The following is a 26,592-nucleotide window of genomic DNA, read 5'->3' as shown; positions in this document are numbered from 1 at the left end:
ATGAATATTAAAACTATAAATCTCCTGATGCTTGCTTTTTCACTTACGCTGTTTATCGGTTGTAAGGAAGACTCTAATAAAGAGGAAAACAGCTCCGGGGTAACAGCCTCTAATTCAGAAGAAGATAAGGAGAACAACGAAGAAAAAAGTGGGATGCGTTCAGTACACCTTTCTGAATTGAAATTCAACAGTCTGGGAATCAAAGTAGATTCGTTAGGTACCAAAGCACTCTCTGGGATAGTAGAAGCAAATGGGCAATTGGAAGTGCCGCCTCAGTACGAAGCTACCGTTACTGCTATTTTAGGAGGTAATGTTACTTCTATAAAGGTTATTGAAGGTGATAAGGTTAGGAATGGTGAAGTCCTTGCATACCTTTCCCATCCTAACTTAACAAAGATGCAAACAGATTATATCAATGCATATAACAGGATGCAGTTTCTGGAAAAGGAATTTGAAAGACAACAACGTTTATATGAAGCAGAAGTCGGTTCCGGAAAGACGTTTCAACAAACCCAGGCAGATTTTCAGTCGGTAAAAGGAGAAGTGAGTGGGTATGAATCTCAATTGCGACAATTAAATATAAATGCTACACAAGTAAGAAATGGAAACCTTTACGAATATGTTCCTGTGGTTAGTCCAATAACGGGTTTTATAGAAAAGGTAAAGGTGCAAATAGGGCAATATGTGGAGCCACAAACCAGTATGTTCATGGTCGTTGATAATGAGCACGTCCATGCCGATTTAATGGTTTTTGAAAAAGATATTTATAAGGTGAAAGAGGGTCAGAAAATTTCTTTTACGCTGGAATCTGTCCCTGGAAGCAATTTAACAGGAGAAATATATTCCGTAGGAAAACAATTTGAACAAAATCCGAAAGCCGTTCATGTACATGCCGAGATTGACAAAAAGGAGGACTACCTGATTCCGGGAATGTATATACAGGGAAAAATCAGGACTGGTGAGGCACCAGTCCCTGCTTTGCCCGAAGAAGCGGTTATTGAAGAAGATGGGAACCCATATGTTTTTACCGCCCAGAAGCATCAGGAGGAAGGTAAAACGGAATGGGAACTGAAACCTGTTCAGGTTAGGACAGGGATAACCGAAGATGGCTGGGTAGAAATTAAACTTTTGGAACCGTTACCGGAAGGTGTGATGGTGGCCTACAATAATGCCTATTATCTGGTTTCTGAAATGCAAAAGAGTCAAACTTCCCACGGTCATTAAAATTAAAAAATAAGAAGAATGGACTCGCTGAAAAATTGTTTGTCTTAATTAAAAACTTCAGCGGGTTCATTCTTAATTGAAAACACTATAAAAAGATTCAAGCATGAAAGAAATCAAAGCATTTATAAAACCAAAAAGGGTTCAGAAGGTAATTGAAGCTTTAAGTGAAAAGGGATTTAAAAGTATGACTCTTTCACAGGGGGAGGGTACTGGCTCCTTCAAAGCAAAGGGAGCTTCTCCATCACTGGATTTTTAAATTACCGATAGTCCTGTAGTAAAGCTTGAGCTGGTATGCCAGAATGAAGAAGCGCAATCTGCCATAGCTATAATCCTTGAAAACGGTAAAACGCCAGATCCTGGTGACGGTATTATTTATTTATCAAATATTGAAGATGCTTTTCAGATTAAAACGGGAATGTCATTAAAGCAACATGATTCGAAATAATTTCAAAAATGAATGAGATAGAAAAAATATTGGAAGCGCATGAAGTTCGTCCTACGGCGATGCGTATTTTGATTTATAGGTTTATGGGAAAAATGGACCGGGCCGTGGCACTTACCGAAATAGAGAATGCATTTGTAAAGGCTGATCGTGCTACCTTATCCCGTACAATTAAGACCTTTGAAACCAGCGGAATTGTGCATCAAATTGATGACGGGACAGGAATACCAAAATATGCGCTTTGTGAAAGCGATTGCAATTGCGAGATAGAACAGGATTTACATATTCATTTTCATTGTACCAGTTGCGATGAAACAGTTTGTTTAACAGATCATAAAATTCCTCATATTAATTTACCGGAAGGTTATATAGCTGAAAATGTAAACTTAGTAGTAAAAGGAATTTGTGAAAAGTGTAATGGTGATTTTACTAACTCCAGGATTTAAATTTACCAGTATTGGGATATGATCATAGTTTATAAAAGAGACAAGACATTATATACGGTCATTAAAAATAATTTTGACGAGGAAGATTTTGAAAAGCTTTATGTGACATTACAAGATCATATAAAAAACCATACAAAAACCAGCTGGTATGTCGAAATGGAGGACATTAAATACTTGACAAAAAGTGTCTTAAACAAAATCACGATATTTAAATTCTCCAGGGAAGAACATTTAAAAAATGTCGCTTTTGTAGGTAAAGTAAAATGGCAGGAACAATTTACTGAATTACTGAAGCCGTTTACTAAGGCACAGATTAAACTTTTTAGAGATAACGAAAAAGCATCGGCCAAAGAATGGATAATAAACGCATAACGTTATGAAAAAACTACAAATAAAAATTCCGGTGCTATTACCTCAGGTACCTAATGAGAAAGATTCTTGTGTAAATAGACTTATTAAAGAGTTACAGGCAGAAAATGGGGTGGAGAAAGTTCATATTTACGATAAAGAGCCAGACGAAGTCCCACAATTATGCTTTCACTATGATCCGGACATAATCTCGATAGGCCGCATACAATCTTTGGCTGAACTCACCGGCGCTGCCATTACAGAGAAATACGGTCATTTGCTATTGGAAGTAGAAGGTCTGAGGCATACCCGCCATGCTCGAAACATAGAGAGAAACCTTCTGGCAGTTAGCGGGATATTGGAGGCTTCTGTTTCTGCTTCAGGATTAATAAGGCTTGAGTTCAATAAAAAAGAAACAAATTTTGATGATATAAGTAACCAAATTGAGAAGGAAGATCTTAAGGTCCAGCGAAGTTCCTCAAACGAAAATGATTACGCCGAAGCATCCCAAAAAAGTCGCGGAAGCTCAAAAAAAGAAGATAAAGTGAAACAAAGTTCCGCAGCGAACCATGATCACAAAGAGGGTGATAGTCACGCTGCCGGAGAAGAGCATTCCCATGCCCATGGAGGAGTTTTTGGGAAAAACACTGAACTTATCTTTGCAATTATTTGCGGTGTACTTTTAGGAATTGGTTTTGGGCTTTCTTTTGTGGAGACTATACCTGATTGGGTTAGTTTATCTTTATACATAGGGGCTTATTTCTTTGGGGGTTATTTTACTGCGAAAGAAGCTATTGAAACTGTGGCAAAAGGAGGTTTCGAAATTGATTTTTTAATGTTGGTAGCTGCTGTTGGAGCTGCCATCCTGGGAGAATGGGCAGAAGGAGCTTTATTATTATTTCTATTTAGTCTGGGACATGCCCTGGAGCACTATGCAATGAATAAAGCTAGAAAATCTATTGCCGCGCTTGCAGACCTCGCACCCAAAACGGCATTACTCAAAAAAGAGGGTAAAACCGAAGAAGTTGGAATTGAGGAATTGAGTATTGGCGATACCATCGTGGTTAAACCCAATAGTAAAATATCTGCAGACGGGGTGGTGGTCAACGGAAAAAGCAGCGTAAATCAGGCCCCAATTACCGGTGAGAGTGTTCCCGTTGATAAGATTCCCGTAGAAGATAAAAACAGGGACTATTCTGAAGACGATGAAATCAAGGATGAAAACCGGGTATTCGCCGGAACGATCAATGGTAATAATACCTTGGAAATAAAGGTAATAAAAGAAGCCAAAGACTCAACACTGTCCCGACTGGTCAAACTCGTCAATGAGGCACAGACCCAGAAATCTCCAACTCAGCTTTTGACTGATAAATTTGAAAAATACTTTGTACCATCAGTACTGATATTGGTCGGTATCCTGCTTTTTGCTTTTCTGGTCATTGATGAACCATTTAGTGCTAGTTTTTACCGGGCGATGGCAGTATTGGTAGCTGCAAGTCCCTGTGCCCTGGCAATTTCAACCCCAAGTGCCGTTTTAAGTGGTGTGGCAAGGGCAGCAAAAGGTGGAGTGCTAATTAAAGGTGGTCGTCCATTGGAAGATCTTGGAGAATTAACGGCTTTAGCCTTTGATAAGACAGGTACTCTAACAGAGGGTAAGCCTAAACTTACCGAAGTAGTACCATTGGGTGATATTGAAGAAAATGAACTTTTAAAGATAGCCATTGCTGTTGAAAACCTGAGCGACCATCCTTTGGCCAAAGCCTTGGTAAGGGATGGAAAAGAGCGAATGAAAGGTACCGAAATACCAAATGCTTCCGATCTGGAAGCTGTCCTGGGAAAAGGTATCAAAGCCTCCCTGGGAAATGATAAAATCTATATTGGTAACCTTGACCTATATGATGACCTTGATGATGAAAAACCGTCAGAAGATATATCCACTAAAGTAAAAGGGCTCGAAAGTGGAGGAAACACTACGATGCTTATAAGAAAGAACAAGGACTATATCGGCATCATTGCATTGATGGATACCCCACGTGAAGCTGCCAAATCTACACTGCAACAATTAAAGGAAATTGGCATTAAACGTATGATAATGCTAACAGGGGATAATCAAAAAGTTGCAGATGCTGTGGCAGAAGAAATAGGATTAACCGATGCCTGGGGTAGTCTGTTACCGGAAGAGAAAGTAGATGCAATAAAAAAATTAAAAGAGAAGGAAAGCAAAGTGGCGATGATAGGTGATGGGGTAAATGATGCTCCCGCTATGGCAAATAGTACCGTTGGTATTGCAATGGGAGCAGCGGGGAGTGATGTTGCCCTGGAAACGGCAGATATAGCACTTATGGCCGATAAACTCGAAACCCTGCCATTTGCAATTGGATTGAGTAGAAAAGCAAAGTCCATTATCAAGCAGAATCTTTGGGTAAGCCTGGGTATTGTAGCCTTACTTATACCAGCTACCATTTTTGGATTTGCAAATATAGGTATTGCGGTAGTTATTCACGAAGGCTCTACACTCTTGGTAGTTTTTAATGCTTTAAGGCTTTTAGCTTATAAAAAATGAATAAAAGTACCTTTATAATACATCAAATGGATTGCCCTTCCGAAGAACAGATGATAAGGATGAAACTGGAGTCAAATCCTCAAATCAAATATCTGGACTTTGACATTTCGAATAGGAAATTAGATGTGTACCATCAGGGGAAAGCTCAAGAAATAAACGTGGAATTGGGTGCATTAAAGCTTGGACAAAAATTTTTGGGAACAGAAAAAGCGGAAGCACCTATTACTGAAGATGAGTCCAAACAAAAGAAGATACTCTGGTGGATCTTATACATCAATTTTGGTTTTTTCGTTATCGAAATGACCACGGGTTGGATTTCAGCGTCTATGGGCCTTATCGCTGACTCGCTGGATATGCTGGCCGACTCCATCGTGTACGCGTTAAGTCTTTTTGCTGTGGGAAGCGCTATTTCCAGAAAAAAGAAAGTGGCGAAATTCAGTGGCTATTTTCAGATGGCATTGGCAACTTTAGGTTTCGTCGAAGTATTAAGACGTTTCCTTAGTAGTAGTGAAACCCCTCTTTTTCAATGGATTATCATCGTTTCCTTTTTCGCCCTTATTGGCAACCTAGTTTCCCTATGGTTGATAAACAAAGCCAAAAGTAAGGAAGCGCATATGAAGGCAAGTGCCATCTTTACGTCAAACGATATTATTGTAAACGGCGGAGTAATTCTGGCTGGGGTGCTGGTTTATTTTTTGGACAGTAAATGGCCCGATTTGGTCATAGGCGGTGTTGTGTTTGCGTTTGTGATGCGTGGGGCTATTAGAATTTTAAAATTGTCGAAATAGTGTAAATGAAATATTCGACATTACATAGAATTGGATAGGACATTCGAAGGCTCGGAATTAAAACACGATGAGAACATAAAATTGAATATGGAAAAATCAAGAAAAAAGGATCTTAAAGAAGCGAGGACACTTCAAATTTGGAATGTGATCTATGATGTGACTGAAGTGGTTATTTCGCTAATTGCAGGAATCATGGCAAACAGTTCGGCACTCATTGGCTGGGCACTAGACAGTACTATTGAAGTAATAAGCGCGACCACATTGGGCTGGCGCCTGCACGGTGAAATTAAGGGCATAAATGAGGAAAAGGTGAAGCGTCGTAAAAAAATCACATTGTATGTTATTGCAGCATCCTTTGCGTTGGTTTGCCTGTTTATTTCCTATGATTCAATCACAAAGCTTATTAATCGGGAAACGGCAAGTTGGAGTACTTTAGGTTTAATCATTTTACTGGTTTCATTGGTAGCTAACCCTATTTTAATTTATTTCAAAAGGAAATATGGGAATAAACTCGATAGTCCAGCATTGTTGGCGGATGCAAAAGACACTTTTATTTGCCTATATCAAACCGTAGTGGTACTTGCTGGATTACTTCTTGTGAAGTGGTTAGGCTTGTGGTGGGCTGACCCTATAGCGGCTTTATTAATTGTGCCCTATGCAGCAAAGGAAGGCTGGGAAGCTTATTCTAAAGCTAAAGATATAGACTATAATGTGGGGTAAAAAAACAGAAATAGAGCGTAGTCTGCTTGGGTTTGCTGTAGCTTTTTTAGTATTGGACATTATTTTCACTTGAAGCCTAATGACATTCTAGTGCTTTCTTAAATAATCATATTTTGGGATGCTTTCACAAAAACCTGTTACATTTAGATATAGCCGGGATATCCAGGATGACTAGGAGGGTTGTTTAGTATCTTCATCGCCTCTGAAGATTTATTTCTTTTACTTTTCTATCGATAGGAAGGGAGACAAAGCCAAAAAAAGTTAGGCTATAATTCGGTACTCACATTCAACGAAATTTCGTATCTCATTAGTTTTTTTGAGGGATTCCAATACAATTTCAGCAGTACTTATATGTTGTGTTACTAAACTAAGTTCTTAAGAAGGTATTTTGGTAGATTCCGTATTAGACCATATTAACGCAGATTTTTGGTTATAGGCTGCAAGAACAACTATAGTATATAGATTAGAATGCTTTGGAACGTTATTATCATATTATTTTCTCGTTAAGTATTGGAGTCTAAAATTTATTGTACTTCTGTAATATGTCCAGCCAGGGGATTCTTAATTCTACGGCTCTTTAAATATTTTGTAAATATTCTATATAGCTAGTTTCATCATTATAAAAAAAAAGATTGGCGTTCTGGCTTAATTACTCCCTTTATGGCCGGCTTTCATCTTCATAATATTGTAGTTGGATTTGTATTAAGGTAAGGAAAAGGGAAAGGTTCTTTTGCCAATTCTATGCCCAATTTCAAGTCTTAAAGTCAATTTTCTCGAATATCTTTACTCACTTTAGTCGCCTGAATGCTTTCCCTTTGTTCAACAAAGAACAAAGGGAAATCTATTCTAATTTACCAGGCATAAAGAACCTTTTGACCATTTGTCTGTTGGTTGGCAAGGTGGACACTTAAATCGTTTAAAAGCTAAGATCTTGTAATTTTAATTTCCTTTCAGAAAACCCTATTTGAGATCCCTGAAATTTTAATAAAAAAATTTTTTTTGAAGGAGAGGGAGCGTTGTTTCAATTTGGTAATAGTGGTGGAAATGAAAAGGAAGCTTCTTATTAGTGGCAAGTGTTTAGGGTTAAATGTAGCAAATACTGCAAATTTCACTCCTTTATTAATACAGACAATTTAAGTTGAAAGTAAAATTCACCTGTACTTAAAAATGGAAAGAATTCCTTTAGTAATACAATTGATATAGAGATTTATAATTATCCTGAAGTTATTAAATCGGAATTTAAACGTTATAATAGTTTTTTAAATATTGACAAAGCGAATTTGGTTGCTCTGGTAGAAGCCTCAGAATTCGGGTCTGATAAATAATTCATAATGATACTATACGGAATCAAATGAATATAAAGAACATTTTTCATGCCTTATTTCCATAGCATTTATAGCTTCTAATAAAGAAAAATAGCTTTTTCAGAGCTACTATTAGCAAGATAAATAAATGTTAATCTTAATAAGAATTGTTAATTTTTTGTAATTTTGCATTAAATGAAGCAATTGATTCACAAATCAATGACAGTTTTTATGGCAGCCGTAGTTCTTATGACTACGATGTCATTTACTATTGATATGCACTATTGTGGAGATTCATTGGTAGATTTTTCATTTGTTCAGAAAGCGGAAACCTGCGGAATGGAGAAAGCAAAAACTACTAACAGTTGTTCAAACCCAACGATTTCAGAAAAGTCTTGTTGTTCAGATCAGCAACTTATCATTGAAGGCCAAGACGATTTAAAACAAGATTTTACACAACTAACTTTTGAACAACAAATCTTTGTTGCATCTTTTACTTATTCTTACATAATTATTTTTGAAGGGTCTCAATCAAAAGTGATTCCTTTCTCAGATCACTCGCCTCCATTTATCAGGCAGGATTTGCAGGTATTGTACCAGACATTCATAATTTGATTTATTAGACAGTTCCGGTTTTATCCGGGATTAAAGCTCTACGATCCATCGTTAGGGTAGATTTTGTTATTTCCAATCATTTGAAAATAACCCAATATTCATGTGTAACTGTCTAATTACCAATATGTATGCTAAATAAAAGCATTAAATTTCTTATAGAGAATAAACTTGTTGCGGTACTCATACTAACCCTGTTTGTAGGTTGGGGAGTTGTTACTGCACCCTTCAATTGGGAAACAGGTATTTTACCGACTGATCCTGTAGCAGTGGATGCCATACCAGATATTGGCGAAAACCAGCAAATCGTATTCACCAAATGGCAAGGACGTTCACCGCAGGACATCGAAGACCAGATTACCTATCCACTTACAACTTCATTATTGGGAATCCCTGGGGTCAAGACAATCCGAAGCTCTTCAATGTTCGGTTTTTCAAGTATTTATATCATTTTCGAAGAAGATGTAGAATTTTATTGGTCGCGCAGCCGTATTCTGGAAAAGCTTAATTCACTTCCTGCTAATTTATTGCCCGATGGTGTAAACCCTGCATTGGGTCCAGACGCGACGGGATTAGGTCAGATATTTTGGTACACTCTGGAAGGTCGTGATAAAGATGGCAACGTAACTGGTGGTTGGGATTTACAAGAATTACGCAGCATACAGGATTATTATGTGAAATACGGCTTGTCTTCTGCAAGCGGTGTTTCCGAAGTGGCCTCAATTGGTGGTTATGTCCAGGAATACCAAGTGGATGTTGACCCTGAAAAAATGCGACAGTACAACATCGGTTTGACCGATATTGTAATGGCGGTCAAAGAAAGTAACCAGGACATTGGTGCTCAGACTTTGGAAATCAATCAAGCTGAGTACTTGGTTCGTGGTTTGGGATACGTAAAGTCCATAGCAGATATTGAAAATGCAGTTGTCACCTCAGAAGACTTTACTTCAATTCGAATTAAAGACATTGCGAAGGTTCATCTAGGACCACAAACTCGACGTGGTATTCTAGATAAAGAAGGAGCCGAAGTGGTAGGCGGGGTAGTGGTAGCTCGTTACGGTGCTAACCCATTGGAAGTCATCAATAATGTAAAAGATCAAATTGCCGAATTATCATCCGGATTACCTACAAAAACCTTGGCAGATGGTCGTACTTCACAAGTGACTATCGTTCCCTTTTACGACCGTACACAACTTATTCAGGAAACACTTCACACGCTCAATGAAGCTCTCACGCTTGAAATCTTAATTACCATTTTGGTCATCATCGTAATGGTGTTCAACCTGCGTGCATCCATTCTAATCTCTGGCCTATTGCCTGTTGCCGTTTTAATGGTTTTCATAACAATGAAGATTTTTAATGTAGATGCCAACATTGTTGCCTTGTCAGGAATTGCCATTGCTATCGGTACGATGGTAGACGTGGGCGTCATACTTGCTGAAAATATGATTCGGCATTTGGAAGATGAAAAATTACGCTTTCGCGAAAACGGGATAGAATACAGTACGAACGAAATTATTTATAACGCCACCTCGGAAGTTTCTGGGGCTATCTTGACCGCAGTACTGACAACCATAATCAGTTTCCTGCCGGTATTCACTATGATAGGCGCTGAGGGGAAATTATTTCGGCCACTCGCCTTTACAAAAACAATGGCACTAGCTGCATCACTTGTCATCGCTTTGTTTTTGATTCCACCCTTTGCAGCATTCTTGTTTAGAAAAACCTCTTTACGGGAGCACACAAAATATGCGATTAATGGCCTATTAATTATTTTGGGAATCGTTTCAATCTTCTTTGGGAATTGGCTTGGACTTATTCTCATAGCTTTCGGAATCAATGGTATATATTTCATAAGAGCTAAAGAAAAAAAACAAAGCGTTTCCCTTTCTGGATTTCATTTCGACCTCACCCAAAATCTCATTAATATTATCATTTCAGTGGCAGCTATTGTATTCCTACTGGCTGAATACTGGCGACCGCTTGGTTTCGATCGCAGTATTTTTATGAACTTGGTTTTTGTGGCAATAATCTGCTTTGGGTTGTTGGGTATGTTCTCATTGTTCCGCAGATACTATGACAGCATTTTACGCTGGGCACTTCAAAATCGATACCTGTTTTTAATCATCCCAACAACAGTGATGATTTTAGGAGCTATCATAATGGGCAATACAGGAAAAGAATTTATGCCCGCACTTAATGAAGGTTCATTCTTATTAATGCCTACATCCTTACCACATGCTGGAGTTGAAGAAAATAAGCGTGTTCTACAACAACTGGATATGGCTGTGGCAAGCATCCCTGAAATAGAAACCGTGGTTGGGAAAGCGGGTAGAACGGAATCTGCTCTTGACCCAGCGCCACTCTCGATGTATGAAAATGTCATTCAATACAAGTCTGAATATATGCGAAATCAGAATGGCGAAAGACAACGCTACCGTGTGAACGATGATGGTTTATTTGTTCTTAAATATGACAAGTTCATTATAAACCCCAATAATGAAATTGACAATGGTGCAAATTATGAAGCATCACAACTAAAAACAAGTGCAACTCGCGACGATTTGATTGAAGATAGCGATGGGGAATACTACCGTAACTGGCGACCGGAGATAGGTAGCCCTGATGATATATGGAATGAAATTGTAAAGGTGACCAAGTTACCAGGCGTGACTTCCGCACCCAAATTACAGCCCATTGAGACTCGACTGGTGATGTTACAAACGGGTATGCGGGCACCAATGGGAATTAAGGTAAAAGGACCTGATTTGAAAACCATAGAAAACTTTGGTCTGCAACTGGAAGACATCCTAAAACAAGCCGAAGGTATCAAAGAACAAGCCGTTTTTGCAGACCGTATTGTGGGTAAACCTTATATGCTAATTGATATCAAGCGAGAACAATTGGCACGTTACGGTGTATCCATTATGGATGTGCAGGAAATCTTACAGGTGGCCGTAGGCGGTATGCCGCTTACCCAAACAGTAGAAGGACGTGAGCGCTATGGTGTTAGAGTTCGTTATCCGCGAGAATTACGTGCAAATCCAGAGGATTTAAAAAGTATTTATGTTCCTGTTGAAAATGGTAGTCCGGTTCCTTTGGGCGAATTGGTAGATATACGCTATGAGCAAGGCCCGCAGGTCATTAAAAGTGAAGACACTTTCTTGATTGGCTACGTGCTGTTTGACAAGCTTGATGGCTTTGCTGAAGTAGATGTTGTGGAAAATGCACAAGCGCTCATTCAGCAAAAAATCGATAATGGCGATCTGGTCGTACCACAAGGTATCAGTTACCGATTTACAGGAACGTACGAAAATCAAATTAGGGCTGAAAGAACCCTTTCTGTAGTTGTGCCTTTGGCATTGCTAATAATTTTCTTGATTCTGTATTTCCAGTTCCGTTCGGTTTCCACATCATTGATGGTCTTTACAGGTATTACCGTAGCTTTTGGTGGTGGTTTTATAATGATTTGGCTATACGGTCAAGATTGGTTCTTCAATTTCAGTTTTTTTGGTGAAAACCTACGCGATTTGTTCAATATGAAAACCATAAATTTAAGTGTGGCCGTTTGGGTCGGTTTTATAGCCCTTTTCGGTATTGCAACTGATGATGGTGTTGTTATGGCAACCTATTTAGATCAATCTTTCAAAAGCAATGAGCCAGACAGCAAAAAAGGCATACGTCTCGCCACATTGGAAGCGGCAGGAAAACGTATACGCCCGTGTTTGATGACCACCGTGACCACAGTTTTGGCATTGTTGCCAGTACTCACATCGACAGGAAAAGGAAGCGATATAATGATACCGATGGCCATTCCAATTTTTGGCGGAATGATAATCGATGTCACATCTTATTTCCTCTTACCAGTATTATATAGCTGGAAAAAAGAATACCAACTTAAAAGGGCAAACAAATGAAGAAATTGAAATATATACTGGTGTTTTTGTTCGTCTCAACAGTAACTTGTATTGAGCGCAGTCGAAGCGCGAAAGCTTACCTGAACGCAGTTCTAATATTGAGCGTTGGACTGATTTCAATCGGCGGGCAGGCGCAACAACTACAAAGCTATATCGAAGAAGCCGAAAGTAATAACCCAGAGATTCAGGCTTTTGAATTGCAATACAATATTGCCGAAGAAAAAGTCAATGAAGCGAACTGGCTACCCAATACGGAAGTAAGTGCAGGCTATTTTGTAAGTGAGCCTGAAACAAGAGTGGGCGCACAACGAGCACGGATTGGCGTAAAACAGATGTTGCCTTGGTTCGGTACTATTAACGCACGTGAAAATTATGCGACTTCAATGGCGGAAGCTGAATATGTGGAAATCACAATCGCCAAACGAAAATTGGCGCTTTCAGTAGCCCAATCCTATTATAGATTGTATGAAACAAGAGCAAAGCAAAAAATACTTGAAGAGAACATTCAACTATTAAAAACCTATGAGCAACTTGCCCTTACCTCGGTAGAAGTGAGCAAGGCATCTGCAGTAGATGTACTGCGGTTGCAGATTCGTCAAAATGAATTGCAACAACAAAAAGAGGTATTAGAAGAAGAATTCAATTCAGAACAAACAACCTTCAACAATCTTCTAAATCGGAACGAAAATATGTCGGTTGATATAGTTGCAGCAATGGCAATACCAGATAAAGACCCCATATATGGCACGGAAGCATTATCGCTCAATCCTGAACTAATCAAATACGAAAAACTTTACGAATCCATATCTCAATCAGAATTACTCAATCAACGTGAGAGCCTACCTATGGTTGGCTTTGGCGTGGATTACCTGCCAGTAACTGCACGTGATGATGCAATGTTCACTGATAACGGAAAAGATATCTTGATGCCTATGGTTTCGGTTTCCATACCCATTTTTAACAATAGGTACAAGTCTATTTCAAGGCAAAATGAGTTACGCCAAAAGAAGATCGAAACCCAAAAAGAGCAACAATTGAATGTTTTGGAATCAGCTTTCGCAAAAGCGATATCCCAACGCAACCAGGCTCGAATTAAATTCAACACCCAAGCTAAGAATTTAATGCAAGCCAATGATGCCGAGCAAATTCTTATCAAGAATTATGAAACGGGAACCATAGATTTTAATGACGTACTCGATATACAGGAACTGCAATTGAAATTTCAGATGAATCAGATAGAATCGGTTCAGATGTATTACGTGCAACAATCCATAATCAATTATTTAATTTAATAGCAATGGTAAAAGATTTTCACATAAAAAATATGGTGTGCGACCGTTGCATCAAGGTTTTAGAGGATGAACTATTTAAGGCTAACATTAGTCTGTTGGATATTGAGTTAGGTAGGCTTCGATTGAATATCAATGAAAAAGAACAATTGAACAAACTAATCGAAATTTTAGAAAGAAATGGATTTGCACTCATCACTTCTACCGAGGATAAATTAACCGAGAAAGTAAAAATTGAATTGATAAAGTTAATGGATGAATTGCCACTTAAAATCGATGGAAAGTTATCAGATTTTCTTGCGAATAAATTACAAAGAGACTATTCAAAAATCAGCAAGATGTTTTCCATTACAGAAGGCATTACTATTGAAAAATATTTTATCAAACTGAGGATAGAAAAGGTCAAGGAACTTATCCAAACACCCGATTATAATTTCACCGAAATAAGCCAATTGCTCGATTACAGCAACGTCAATCATCTAAGCAAGCAATTTAAAAGTGAGACTGGAATGAGTCTGAGCGATTATAAGGATGGACAGAAAAATTTTAGAAATCCTTTGGACAAGATTGTATAGATATAAACCAAAATTATAACACAACAAGCTGAGTGTCAATAATATTTTTGTTAAACAATAACTATGAGAAAACTATGAAATTCCTAACAATTATCACATTACTGCTATTTTCTTCTATTGCATTTGCCCAAGTGGGAACTAACGGACAGGATAGAAAAGAAGAAGGAAGACCTGTTAAGGAGTACAACCTTACTATTGAAGAAAATGAAATGACACTCGCTGGTGTAACCGCTAAAGGAATGACCATCAATGGTGGTATTCCTGGACCGGTTTTGGAATTTAATGAAGGAGACCTTGCTATTATCAATGTAACCAATAAAATGGATGAAGAAACTTCTGTGCACTGGCACGGGTTAATACTTCCCAATTTTTATGATGGTGTACCTTATTTAACAACACCGCCAATAAAACCCGGTACGACATTTCAATATAGAATTCCTATTAATCAATCAGGAACCTATTGGTACCATTCCCATACGATGCTACAGGAGCAAAGCGGTGTTTATGGTTCAATAATCATTCAACCTAAAGAAAAAACATTGGATTATGACAAAGATTTGGTAGTTGTTCTATCAGATTGGACCAACGAAGATCCAATGAATGTATTGCGAAACCTTAAAAGGGGGAATGAATGGTATCAAGTTAAAAAAGGAACAGCAGTACCATTAAGTAGAGTCATAAAAGAAGGTGCCTTGGGAGCACAATTTAAGTTCTGGCGAGATAGAATGGAAGGTGCTGATATAGCAGACATTTATTATCCCGCATTCTTGAGCAATGGTAAATCTCTTGCAGAATATCCAGAATTTAAACCAGGGGAAAAAGTACGTCTTCGCTTTATTAATGCCTCGGCTTCTACTTACTACTGGGTGGATTTCGGTGGCGGTAATCCATTGTTAGTTGCAAGTGACGGTGTTGATGTGCAGCCCGTTTCTAAAAGCAGGTTTCTCTTTGGTATAGCTGAGACATATGATGTTATCGTTACTATTCCTGAAGGTACTTTAGAGGTTACTGCTACGGCACAAGATGGCTCTGGTCATACCTCTATACAATTAGGGAACGGGACTCTCTATCCAGCTAAAAGAGTTGACAGACCTGATAAAGTGGAGATGATGATGCAAATGGCTGAAATGGATATGAAAATGGGCGCACCTGCAATGGTAGGTAACGAAAAGAAGAAAACACCAGAATATTTGAAGGAGAATTATGGAATGAAGATGGATATGAAGGACGGTCAGATGAAAATGGGGATGCACGATAAGAAATCAATGAAAGACAATAAAATGAGCGACCAGATGAAGATGGGTGATACGATGGGAATGAAAAAGGACAAAATGAAAATGAACCAAGCAGGGGATTCAGACAAAATGAGCGATCATATGCAGCACGATATGTCCAAGATGCAGAAGGATACATCTTTATTTGATTACGAAACCCGTAAAACCTATTTCAATTACGATTTTTTAAAGGCAAAAGAGAATACTACATATAATGATGATTTGCCAGTAAACGATATCCTGTTGAACCTGACCGGCAATATGCAACGATATGTTTGGAGTATGAATGGCGTACCATTATCAGAAACCGACAAAATTAAAATAAGAGGAGGTGAAGTAACCAGAATTACACTTAATAACCTCACGATGATGCATCATCCAATGCATTTGCACGGACATTACTTTAGGGTCATCAACGAAAATGGTGAACGCTCGCCATTGAAACATACGGTCAATGTGCCACCGATGCAGAAAGTGGTCATCGAGTTTTATAACGAGGAGTATGGTGATTGGTTCTTTCACTGCCATATCCTGTACCATATGATGGGTGGTATGGCACGCATTTTCAGTTATGATACCCCAAGGGACGAAAGGATGCAGGATTTTCCTGTTCAAAAACTGATTGACGAAACTGACCATTATTATTCGTGGGGGATGGCGCGCTTGGGCTCAAACTTCAATGAACTCTTTCTAATGTCAAGCAATATCCGCAATGAGTTCGGACTAAGGGCCGAATTTGACTATGACAAAAACCTTGAAGCCGAAGTGAACTACAACAGATACTTGAATGATTGGGTGCGCCTATATGCAGGGGTAAATACAGAAACAGAAATGCCTAATTCCTTCGATGAGTTCAATACCGTAGGATTGGTCGGGGTAAAGTATTTTACGCCATATAGATTTTTTGTAGATGTGAGTATGGACCATCAACTACGCCCAAGAATTCGTCTGGACAGGGAAATCCTGATTTTTCCAAGAATTTTTCTGGAAGGCGAATATGAGTATAGGGCAGACTTTGGGTGGGTCAATGATTTAGAGGATAACAAATCCTTTGAAAGTGAAACTCAATGGTTGGTAGGAGCATCTTATATTATCTCGCGTAATTTTTCAATTCAAGCAAATTATAACAATCGATATGGCTGGGGTGGCGGCTTATTAGCCCGATTTTAGAAAATAATAACTTAAAACAACGAAAATGAAATCAGTAAAAAGAACAATGGGTACAATGGCACTTGCTGCTATAATGATTTTAACGGTTTCCTGTAAAGACGGAAACAAAGAGGAAGCTCCTACGCCTATGAGCAGTGAAATGCACCAAGAAACGATGAGTGGTGATGAAATGGCAATGAACAATGGTCAAGATGCAAAAGCAGAAGCTATTTTGCACGAATACTTTAATTTAAAGGACGCTTTGGTTAACGATGATAATGGTAAAGCAAAAGAGCTTGGTAACACATTAGCGAAATCACTTAAAGCTTTTGATGTATCCAACTATTCCGATAATGAACAAAGTGAATTAAAAGACATAATTGAAGATGCCACAGAACACGCGGAGCATATTGGAGAGAGCGATATTAAGCATCAACGCGAGCATTTTAAGACGTTGAGCAAAGACGTTACCGATATGGTAGCCATTACCGGAACCGATAAAAAACTCTATGAGCAGTTCTGCCCTATGTACAACAAAAACGAAGGCGGAGCTTGGCTGAGTATGAATAAAGAAATCAGGAATCCCTATTTCGGTGCCCAAATGCTGAAATGTGGTAAAGTGCAACGTGAAATAAACTAATTGAAAGTTTTAAAATTCATAGCGTGGATAGCATTAATTGCTTTTGTGGTCATTCAGTTCTTTCCGATAGATTATAACCAGAGTGAGACTGTACCGCAAACAGATTTTATGCTTGTCAATAAAGTGCCTGTAACGGTTGAGAAATCGTTGCAGGTTTCCTGTTATGATTGCCATAGTAACAATACCGATTATCCCTGGTACAGTAAGATACAACCTTCTGCTTGGTATTTGGAAGATCATATCAAAAACGGTAAAAAGGAATTGAATTTCAACGAATGGGGCAACCTTTCCGACCGAAGGAAAAACAGCAAATTACGGTCTATCATAAAACAGATTGAGAATGGGGAAATGCCTTTGGATAGCTATACGCTCATTCATAAGGATGCTATTTTTTCAAAAGAGGAAAAGGAAGCAGTATTGAACTATATGAAAACTTTGAAAGATGATTTAGAGTAAAGTCCTGATACGGGAAGGGAACTTTTTTCATTGATGGTTGGTTAGTTAGAACCCCTTCCCATCTCAGGCAAATATTAAGTCCTAATAAGAGAGAAGGCTCATATTTATGATTAGTTACATAACGCCTTTTCTCTTAATTAGGCACAATAAATTTATTGAAAAAGAAAAGTTGATTTAGTTAACAGTAGCCCGAATATGGAAGAGACGATGCATTAATTAGTGATGATGAAGATCTTCCCTTTCCGGGCAAAATTGAGAATTATTGAAAAAGAGAAGTTTAGTGAAGAGTACTTGATTTTGGAATGTGGGGATTTCAGATTGGTTTATTGGTTAATACCAGTTGGTCTCTCATTTTCAAGTATAGCCTAATAATTTCAGTTCCATAATTTCAAGCTGAAAAATATATGAAGTTGATGAAGGATTGCTGCAATACAAATAATGGCAAAGCGCCAAGTAAAAGTCTATTTAGGAAGTGGACTAGCTATATAGTCTATGCAATTATTGTTGTCATAGTTATAGGAGCTTTGGTATTGCAAATATTAGGTAAAAATTAAGAACTGTAAGAAATGAAAACAATAAAAATCTTTTCAATTATTTTGGTCATTGCCTTTTCAGGCAGTTTCACCAATGTTTTTGCCCTAACTGAAAAACGAAACGATTTTGATAAAATTGAATTATCGACTAATATAACATCAATTACACAATCGGACGACATAAAAGCAGATTTTGATGCGTTTCCCAACCTGCATCCTATGGTGGTACATTTTCCTATCGTACTGCTCATTATTGCAGTTCTCTTGCAGCTCATACAGCTTTTTACATTGAATCGAACAATGGATTGGGTTATGCTCTTAATGGTAGGGGCAGGGTTTATAGGCGCATATGTAGCCAGCACTTTGGTGCATCCGCACACTGCAGAATTGACCGAAATAGCCCAAAGAATATTAGACCAACACGATAAATATGCGGAATGGACACTGTGGTCCAGCGCTCTTGCTGCGATTTTAAAAATAGTAAGTCTGTTCTGGGTCAAATTAAAGCGCGGCTTCGAAATAGCGGTTTTTTTGGTTATGGCATTTTCGGCATTTTCGGTTTCGGAAGCTGGACATTATGGTTCGCAGCTGGTATATATAGAAGGAGTTGGTCCACAAGGAAAATATATCGAGATTGAAAATGAAGAAAGCCAAGGCGAAAGTGACGAACATTCACATTAAACAAAACCAATGAGAAAGGGATTTATTATCACGGGCATCATCTTGATTTTGGCATTAGCTGCCATAATTATTCTATACCCATTTTTGTGGTGGTTGGCTTTGATACTACTTCCAATTCTATTTTTGGGTCTAATAGATTATTTTCAAAAATCCAATAATATAAGACGCACCTATCCTCTGCTGGGAAGAATTACCAATCTATTGGAAAAACAACGTCACGTCGTTCAAGAAACGGTTTTATTGAATAGAACAGAGGGAAAACCTTTCAATTGGATACAGAAAGAAATTGTTTATAAACGTGCCGAGGACGCGGTCAAAAACCAACCCTTTGGAACGCAGATTCCGTATGACGAAGTTGGTCGCGAATGGTTTACCCATTCTACGTATCCTGCAAAGGAAATCAAAGATGATTTTAGGGTTACCATAGGGAGTTCAAAATGCTCAAAACCCTATTCAGCAAGTATTCTAAATCTGGCAGGGATGAGCTATGGTTCCATAAGCAAAAATGCGACCCTAGCCTTTAATGGCGGTGCAAAAATCGCAGGCTTTGCCCAAAATACTGGCGAAGGTGGATTTACGCCCTACCATCAGGAATATGGAGCCGATGTTATTTTTCAGTTTGGTACTGGATATTTTGGATGTAGAACAGAAGAAGGGGATTTCGACCCTAAAAAATTTGCTGAAATCGCATCCAATGAGGTGGTCAAAATGATTGAGATAAAAGTCTCACAAGGTGCAAAACCCGGTTTTGGGGCCATTCTTCCTGCCAAAAAAAATACCGAGGAAATCGCAAAGTACAGGGACGTAGAAAAAGGAACCGAAATTCTATCGCCACCACATCACGCCGCATTTAGCAATGATTCGGAAATGATTGCCTTTATACAAGAATTACGAAAACTTTCTGGAGGAAAGCCCATAGGGATTAAAATGTGCATCGGACAGAAAGACGAATTCGAACGAATGGTTCGCACTTTTGCTGAAAAGCAAAACTATCCAGATTTTATATCCATTGACGGCGCAGAAGGCGGTTCGGGTGCTGCACATATGGAATCGCTGCATTGGGCCGGGCTTCCCATAATTGAAGCCATACATTTTGCACAATCCATTTTAGAGAAATATAAGCTTCGTGATGAGATAAAATTAATGGCAGCAGGAAAAATAATATCAGCTTTTGATATCTATAGAATGTTGGCACTTGGTGCCGATGCTTGCTATAGTGCCAGAGGGATGATGTTTGCCTTGGGCTGCGTACAATCCTTAAAATGCAATCTAGATACCTGCCCTACGGGAATCACCACAATGGAACCTTCAAGGGTCGCATCATTGGTAGTAGAAGATAAAAAGACCAAAGTAGCCAACTACCATAAAAACACCATTGAAGCTTTTAAGGAGCTGCTAAAATCAATGGGGATTGAAAATAGAAGAAGTATCGACAAAAAGTATATAATAAGAAGAATAAATGAGAACGATACAAAGACGTATGATGAGATTTTTATAGATAACCAATAAGAATGGATAAAGAAAAAGACATAGAAACCACAAGGGCGTTTTATGGGCAGCTTTTCAACAGCTCAAAGTATGTTCTATTGGTGCTGCTTATTGCTTCAGTAATCGAACTGTATGCGCTACCTACTATGGAAGGGCCTTATACTATGATTATCCTACTGGCCTTAACATTACTAAAGATAGGATTCATTATAGCCTTGTCCTTTAACCAACTAATGAAGATAATTGGTCAGAGCCATCTATTGAGCCACGTACTGGTGTTGTTCGGATACCTGATTGTGTTGATAGTTTTCTCGTTTGCAATAGATTACACAGCGTTGCAGTTTGTGGATGCTATTCATTTTAAAATGAACAACAGTATAGGCAATGATGGACTGTCGGTATTTTTTGATTTATCCTATTTCAGTTTGATAACATTCTCATCAGTAGGATATGGTGATATAGTGCCCATTTCCCTACCTGCAAAAACCTTGGTGGTGCTTGAAGTGGCACTGCGGTTTTTCGTCCTCGTCTTTGGTATAGCAAATGTGAATAGAATTCGGGTAAATAAATAACCCTTAAAACTTAAAGAATGAAAACAATAAAATTAACTACGGTGGTAATGTTGCTCATAATAGCGACAAGCCCACTATTTGGACAAGATGCAAACACGGAAAAAGAAGCAGTGCTTACAGTAATGAAAACCTATAAGGGTGCTATACAAAACCTTACGACCGATGGAACTTTCGAATTATTTACCGAGAATTCCGAGGTTTTTGAATCGGGAGGTGTCGAGGGTACGTACAGCCACTATATAGAGCATCATTTAGGACCGGAATTAGGTCATTTTGAAAAATTTGAATTTACAGATTATGAAATCAATGTAAAGGTAGATGTGCCCTACGCCTTTACTACCGAAACGTACATATATACAATTGTCCTTAATCCGGACGATAAAAGAAATAACCGGACTATAAAGAAAAAAGGGGTAGCAACGTCAATCCTTGAAAAAATAGATGGAAAATGGAAGATTACAAAAATGCATTCGTCTTCCAGAAACGTGAAATAAATTGAATATATGACTGATTTCCTAAAACAATGGGGCGAAGCCGCATATACGACTACCGGATTTTTCTGGATGGCTTTATGGGCGTTTATATTGGGCTATATCATCAGTAGCATGATACAGATTTTTGTGACCGAAAAACGAATGCAAAAAGCAATGGGCGAAAAGGAAGGAAAAAGTATGCTCTTGGGTACTTTTTTCGGCTTTATAAGTAGCTCGTGCAGTTTTGCCGCGCTGGCGGGAACTAAATCAATCTTCAAGAAAGGCGCAAGTTTTTCATCTTCCATAGCGTATCTACTGGCATCTACAAATTTGGTTATAGAATTGGGAATCATCATTTCCATTTTTCTGGGATGGCAATTTGTTGTGGGCGAGTATGTAGGTGGCATATTGCTAATTCTCATTTGTTGGATATTGATACGCATGATCAATCCTAAGAAGCTTATTGAGAAAACACGAAAAAATCTTGAAAGTGAAGAGGATGATGCGATGGACGGTTCCAAGGATTGGAAAAAACAGATTAAGAAGGAAGAGAGCTGGGCACGTGTAGCTAAAAAATATAAGATGGAATGGCAAATGGTCTGGAAGGACGTAACCGTAGGCTTTACCATCGCTGGGATTGTAGCGGCATTCGTTCCCGATTCCTTTTTTCAGACCTTGTTTATCAATAGTGGTCAAGGCAATACAGATTTTACTTTTCTTGAAATTCTGGAACATATCGTGGTCGGTCCGGTTGCTGCGTTTTTGACGTTTATCGGTTCAATGGGTAATATTCCTTTGGCAGCTTTACTCTTTGGTAAGGGCGTAAGTTTTGCAGGGGTTATGGCATTTATTTTTAGCGACTTGGTCGTTTTTCCCGTATTGCGTATCAATGCAAAATACTACGGATGGAAGATGTCATTGTTTATATTATTCCTGCTGTTTACGGCTTTGATTGGTACATCACTGGCCTTACATTATAGTTTCGACTTGCTTAGTATACTGCCAGACCCCTCGCAGGTAAAAATTCAGGATAGCGAGTACTTCAAGATTGACTACACTTTCTTTTTGAACATCGCCTTTTTAGCAATTTCAGGTTATATGATTTACTTGGGTTTTTATAAGAAGAAAGATGTTGAGCACTCTATGAGCGAGATGGCACCAAAAAGCCAATTGCTGGAAACCATCTTAAAATATGCAGCATTCATTTGCTATGTATGGCTTGCAGGTGGTTTGATTGTAAAATTCATAATTCAATAAAAATGAAACACACCTATCACATACAAGGAATGACCTGCAACGGTTGTCGAAATCACGTAGAGCAGACACTTTCAAAAGTGGAAGGTGTGACCAATGCTTCGGTTAATTTAGAAAAAGAAGAGGCGACCATTGAAATGGAATCGCATATTCCTATCGAAACATTTCAGGAAGCACTAAAACAAGATGGTGGTTCGTATAGCATCCACAAACCAGGCGAGCATCATCATAAAGATGATTCCGCTTCTGCGAAAGCGAAAAAAGAAAAACAGACAGGTAATGGCACAGGTACTTTCTATTGCCCAATGCATTGCGAAGGCGATAAAACTTATAACAAACCAGGAGATTGCCCAGTCTGCGGAATGGATTTAGTTGAAGAGCAAAATTTGTCAGCTACAACTACTAGTGAACAGTGGACCTGCCCAATGCATCCTGAAATCGTAAAGGACGAGCCGGGAAGCTGTCCTATATGCGGTATGGATTTGGTGCCGATGGAACCTGATTTATCTACCGAAGAGAAGACCTATAAGAATTTACTCAAGAAATTTTGGATAGCAGTAGCCTTTACGCTTCCTATTTTCCTAATCGCTATGAGTGAGATGATTCCCAACAATCCGCTATACGATGTAATGGAGCAGAAATGGTGGAACTGGATTCAATTTGGGCTATCGATTCCTGTGGTGTTTTATGCCACTTGGATGTTCTTTGAACGTGCCTACCGAAGTATCAAAACGTGGAATCTCAATATGTTCACACTAATTGGTATTGGTGCGGGCGTGGCCTGGCTCTTTAGTGTTTTTGGGATGCTGTTTCCAGATTTTTTTCCAGAACAATTTAAAACAGAATCTGGTGCGGTTCACGTGTATTTTGAAGCCGCTACTGTCATCCTCACATTGGTTTTGATGGGTCAGGTTTTGGAAGCCCGTGCGCATAGCAAAACCAATTCAGCAGTCAAAGAATTATTGAAACTTGCACCCAATAAAGCAGTACGCGTAGTGGATGGAAACGAAGAAGAAGTTTCCATAGACCAAATTGAAAAAGGCGATGTGCTCCGAGTAAAGCCAGGAGATAAAATTCCTGTGGATGGCAAAATTACCGAAGGAGAAACTACCGTAGATGAATCAATGATTTCGGGAGAGCCTATTCCAGTTAATAAAACTATTGATGATAAAGTAAGTAGCGGTACCATTAACGGGAACCAGTCTTTCTTGATGGAAGCCGAAAAAGTAGGTAGCGACACCTTGCTTTCCCAAATCATACATATGGTAAACGATGCCAGTCGCAGTCGCGCCCCTATCCAGAAACTGGCAGATACCGTTTCAGGATATTTTGTACCTGTAGTGGTTATCATTGCGGTCATCACCTTTATTGTCTGGGCAATTTGGGGACCAGAGCCAGCTTATGTTTTTGCCCTTGTAAATGCCATTGCCGTATTGATTATTGCCTGTCCGTGTGCGTTAGGATTGGCAACGCCGATGTCCGTTATGGTAGGTGTTGGTAAAGGAGCACAAAATGGTGTGTTGATTAAAAATGCCGAAGCTCTTGAGAAAATGGACAAAGTGGACACACTTATCGTGGATAAAACAGGAACCATTACCGAAGGAAAACCTACGGTTGAGAAAATTGGGTCGTTTGATGAATCTCGCTTTCGCAAAAGCGAAATTCTATATCTTATCGCATCCCTAAACAGTTCCAGCGAGCATCCCCTTGCCGAAGCAACCGTAAAATTCGGAAAGGAGCAGAAGGTCGAAATATCAAAAACCGAAAACTTTAGCGCAGTAACCGGAAAAGGCGTAGAAGGAACAGTTGATGGCAAGAAGCTCGATTTGGGAAATGCCAAAATGATGGAGTATGCCAATGCCACACTATCGTCTGAAATGGAGAGCGAAGCACAATCCTTTCAAAAACAGGGCAAAACGGTTTCCTACTTATCCATTGATGGCGAAGTTTCAGGCTATGTGGTTATTGGCGATAAAATAAAAGAAACGAGTGCCAAGGCAATCAAAGAATTACAGGACAAAGGCATTGAAGTGATAATGCTTACCGGAGATAATCACGACACCGCCCAGGCAGTTGCCAGCGAACTCAATCTCGCTGACTTCAAAGCAGGAATGTTACCTGAAAACAAACTGGACGAGGTTAAAAAACTTCAAGAAAAAGGTCACGTAGTTGCAATGGCAGGGGATGGTATAAACGATGCGCCAGCACTGGCAAAAAGTGATGTGGGTATCGCAATGGGTACAGGAACCGATGTCGCTATAGAAAGCGCGATGATAACCTTGGTAAAAGGCGATTTGCACGGTATCGTAAAAGCAAGAAACCTTAGCCACAAAGTTATGCGTAACATAAAACAAAATCTATTTTTTGCTATGATATACAATACGCTGGGTGTACCGATTGCGGCAGGTGTATTATTCCCATTTTTCGGAATTCTATTATCGCCTATGATTGCAGCTTTGGCAATGAGTTTTAGTTCAGTTTCTGTAATAGCAAACGCACTTAGACTCAGAACAAAATCAATTAACTAAACCATCCTATATAATGAAAAACAGTATAATTCTATTATGTATTATCCTTTTAGCCTCTTGTAAAGAAACTTCAAAGGAAGCACAAGAATTGCCCATTACCGAAAAAACAGAGCACAATTCAACAAGTGCAGAACCTGCTAAGAAAAAACCACTAAGTCCGCATACAAGCGCAATGGCGATGGTGGGCGATGCACATATTCATATTGATTATTCATCACCAGGTGTTCGTAAACGAATCATTTTCGGTGGTTTACTGCCTTATGATACCGTTTGGCAAGCAGGAGCCCATATGGCCACTTGGATGGAAACCAATAAGGATTTGACCATTGAAGGTAAAGAGTTGAAGGCAGGAAAATATGGATTTTTTGTTATTCCAAATCAAGAGGAATGGACAATTATTTTTAATACAAACTGGAACCAGCACGGCAAAGATGAATATGACGAGAAAGATGATGTGTTGCGATTTAAAGTTACCCCTAAAATTTCCGAAGAAATCCAGGAACATTTAGAATATAAAGTAACAAAGACTACCGATGATTCAGGAACAATTAGCTTGAGTTGGGAAAAGGTTTTTATTGAATTTCCTTTTGAAGTAAAATAAAATGGTCAAAAGAAAAACCGCACTTAAAATAAGAAAGGCGCATCGCTATCTGGGTATCTTTTTAGGTATTCAGTTCTTGATGTGGACGATTAGCGGAATGTATTTCAGCTGGACAGATATTGATGAGATACACGGCGACCATTTCAAAAAAGAGATTCCTGAACAAACTGCATTTTCAGATTTAGTGGGAAGTTCTCAACTGAATATTCAGCAACCGATTAAGTCATTAGAATTACTTGAAATAGCGGATGCGCCCTATTATTGGATTAATGAGACTGTGCTTTACAATGCACTTACAGGAACAGAGAAAGAGGAACTCACAGAACAAGAAGCAATCAAAGTAGCAGAACGCTATATGTTGGCCGATTTAGAATTTGACCAAATACAACGGATTGAATCTGTAGGCGACCACCACGAGTACCGCGAAAGACCATTACCAGCTTATGAGATTTCATATAAAACCGATGCAAATTTAAAAGCCTATGTGGCGATTGAAAATGGAGCTTTTCAAACAGTACGTCATCGCGATTGGCGTTGGTTCGATTTTCTCTGGATGACGCATACTATGGACTACCAAGGACGAGACAATTTTAATACAATAGTGCTAAGAGCTTTTTCGCTTTTAGGCTTGATAACGGTGTTTAGTGGATTTCTACTTTGGTACACCAGTTCACCCACAATTAGAAAAATAATTAAAACAAAACGTAAATAATTA

Annotated in this window: 22 protein-coding genes; all 22 read left to right on the top strand. The window is 38.8% G+C overall.

What is annotated here, in order from left to right:
- Positions 1 to 1,224, top strand: coding sequence for an efflux RND transporter periplasmic adaptor subunit (locus MKO06_RS11940; protein WP_241551379.1), 1,224 nt, complete (start codon positions 1 to 3; stop codon positions 1,222 to 1,224).
- Between the two features lie 103 nt (positions 1,225 to 1,327).
- Complete coding sequence (locus tag MKO06_RS17180) at positions 1,328 to 1,480, top strand: P-II family nitrogen regulator (protein ID WP_482155875.1); 153 nt, start codon at positions 1,328 to 1,330, stop codon at positions 1,478 to 1,480.
- A gap of 197 nt (positions 1,481 to 1,677) precedes the next feature.
- On the top strand, positions 1,678 to 2,112 hold the full coding sequence (locus MKO06_RS11930) for a Fur family transcriptional regulator (protein ID WP_241551378.1): 435 nt from the start codon (positions 1,678 to 1,680) through the stop codon (positions 2,110 to 2,112).
- 18 nt (positions 2,113 to 2,130) lie between these two features.
- Complete coding sequence (locus tag MKO06_RS11925) at positions 2,131 to 2,484, top strand: SpoIIAA family protein (protein WP_241551377.1); 354 nt, start codon at positions 2,131 to 2,133, stop codon at positions 2,482 to 2,484.
- A 4-nt stretch (positions 2,485 to 2,488) separates the two neighbouring features.
- Entirely contained in the window at positions 2,489 to 5,023 is a 2,535-nt protein-coding gene (locus tag MKO06_RS11920; protein WP_241551376.1) for a heavy metal translocating P-type ATPase, read from the top strand.
- Entirely contained in the window at positions 5,020 to 5,811 is a 792-nt protein-coding gene (locus MKO06_RS11915; protein ID WP_241551375.1) for a cation efflux transmembrane domain-containing protein, read from the top strand. Before MKO06_RS11920 ends, MKO06_RS11915 begins: the two co-directional genes overlap by 4 nt.
- A gap of 87 nt (positions 5,812 to 5,898) precedes the next feature.
- On the top strand, positions 5,899 to 6,531 hold the full coding sequence (locus MKO06_RS11910) for a cation diffusion facilitator family transporter (RefSeq protein ID WP_241551374.1): 633 nt from the start codon (positions 5,899 to 5,901) through the stop codon (positions 6,529 to 6,531).
- 1,499 nt (positions 6,532 to 8,030) lie between these two features.
- Entirely contained in the window at positions 8,031 to 8,450 is a 420-nt protein-coding gene (locus tag MKO06_RS11905) for an HYC_CC_PP family protein (RefSeq protein WP_241551373.1), read from the top strand.
- A gap of 128 nt (positions 8,451 to 8,578) precedes the next feature.
- Positions 8,579 to 12,364, top strand: coding sequence for an efflux RND transporter permease subunit (locus tag MKO06_RS11900; protein WP_241551372.1), 3,786 nt, complete (start codon positions 8,579 to 8,581; stop codon positions 12,362 to 12,364).
- On the top strand, positions 12,361 to 13,656 hold the full coding sequence (locus MKO06_RS11895) for a TolC family protein (RefSeq protein ID WP_241551371.1): 1,296 nt from the start codon (positions 12,361 to 12,363) through the stop codon (positions 13,654 to 13,656). Before MKO06_RS11900 ends, MKO06_RS11895 begins: the two co-directional genes overlap by 4 nt.
- A 5-nt stretch (positions 13,657 to 13,661) precedes the next feature.
- Positions 13,662 to 14,228: a helix-turn-helix domain-containing protein gene (locus MKO06_RS11890; RefSeq protein WP_241551370.1), complete on the top strand. Its 567-nt coding sequence runs from the start codon at positions 13,662 to 13,664 to the stop codon at positions 14,226 to 14,228.
- Positions 14,229 to 14,302: 74 nt separating this feature from the next.
- The gene (locus MKO06_RS11885; protein ID WP_241551369.1) at positions 14,303 to 16,672 is read left to right on the top strand and encodes a multicopper oxidase domain-containing protein; all 2,370 of its coding nucleotides are present in this window, start codon (positions 14,303 to 14,305) and stop codon (positions 16,670 to 16,672) included.
- Positions 16,673 to 16,697: 25 nt separating this feature from the next.
- Positions 16,698 to 17,291 (top strand): DUF3347 domain-containing protein, encoded by a 594-nt coding sequence (locus MKO06_RS11880; RefSeq protein WP_241551368.1) that lies wholly within the window; start codon positions 16,698 to 16,700, stop codon positions 17,289 to 17,291.
- A complete protein-coding gene (locus MKO06_RS11875; protein WP_241551367.1) occupies positions 17,292 to 17,747 on the top strand; it encodes a heme-binding domain-containing protein in 456 nt (151 codons plus the stop codon).
- 566 nt (positions 17,748 to 18,313) lie between these two features.
- Complete coding sequence (locus MKO06_RS11870; RefSeq protein WP_241551366.1) at positions 18,314 to 18,961, top strand: DUF2231 domain-containing protein; 648 nt, start codon at positions 18,314 to 18,316, stop codon at positions 18,959 to 18,961.
- A gap of 9 nt (positions 18,962 to 18,970) precedes the next feature.
- The gene (locus tag MKO06_RS11865) at positions 18,971 to 20,470 is read left to right on the top strand and encodes an FMN-binding glutamate synthase family protein (protein WP_241551365.1); all 1,500 of its coding nucleotides are present in this window, start codon (positions 18,971 to 18,973) and stop codon (positions 20,468 to 20,470) included.
- Positions 20,471 to 20,472: 2 nt separating this feature from the next.
- Positions 20,473 to 21,021, top strand: coding sequence for an ion channel (locus tag MKO06_RS11860; protein WP_241551364.1), 549 nt, complete (start codon positions 20,473 to 20,475; stop codon positions 21,019 to 21,021).
- A gap of 17 nt (positions 21,022 to 21,038) precedes the next feature.
- Positions 21,039 to 21,515 (top strand): nuclear transport factor 2 family protein, encoded by a 477-nt coding sequence (locus MKO06_RS11855; RefSeq protein ID WP_241551363.1) that lies wholly within the window; start codon positions 21,039 to 21,041, stop codon positions 21,513 to 21,515.
- A gap of 9 nt (positions 21,516 to 21,524) precedes the next feature.
- The gene (locus MKO06_RS11850) at positions 21,525 to 22,751 is read left to right on the top strand and encodes a permease (RefSeq protein ID WP_241551362.1); all 1,227 of its coding nucleotides are present in this window, start codon (positions 21,525 to 21,527) and stop codon (positions 22,749 to 22,751) included.
- A gap of 2 nt (positions 22,752 to 22,753) precedes the next feature.
- Positions 22,754 to 25,276 carry a heavy metal translocating P-type ATPase gene (locus MKO06_RS11845; RefSeq protein WP_241551361.1) on the top strand — a complete coding sequence of 841 codons (2,523 nt, stop codon included), beginning with the start codon at positions 22,754 to 22,756 and terminating at the stop codon, positions 25,274 to 25,276.
- Between the two features lie 13 nt (positions 25,277 to 25,289).
- Positions 25,290 to 25,877, top strand: coding sequence for a DUF2911 domain-containing protein (locus MKO06_RS11840; protein ID WP_241551360.1), 588 nt, complete (start codon positions 25,290 to 25,292; stop codon positions 25,875 to 25,877).
- A 1-nt stretch (position 25,878) separates the two neighbouring features.
- The gene (locus MKO06_RS11835) at positions 25,879 to 26,589 is read left to right on the top strand and encodes a PepSY domain-containing protein (protein WP_241551359.1); all 711 of its coding nucleotides are present in this window, start codon (positions 25,879 to 25,881) and stop codon (positions 26,587 to 26,589) included.
- Positions 26,590 to 26,592 lie beyond the last annotated feature (3 nt).

The sequence above is a fragment of the Christiangramia oceanisediminis genome (assembly GCF_022570735.2).
Taxonomy (GTDB): Bacteria; Bacteroidota; Bacteroidia; order Flavobacteriales; family Flavobacteriaceae; genus Christiangramia; species Christiangramia oceanisediminis.
The sequence above is the reverse complement of the archived record's forward strand: the minus strand, read 5'-3'. Positions and strand labels throughout refer to the sequence as shown.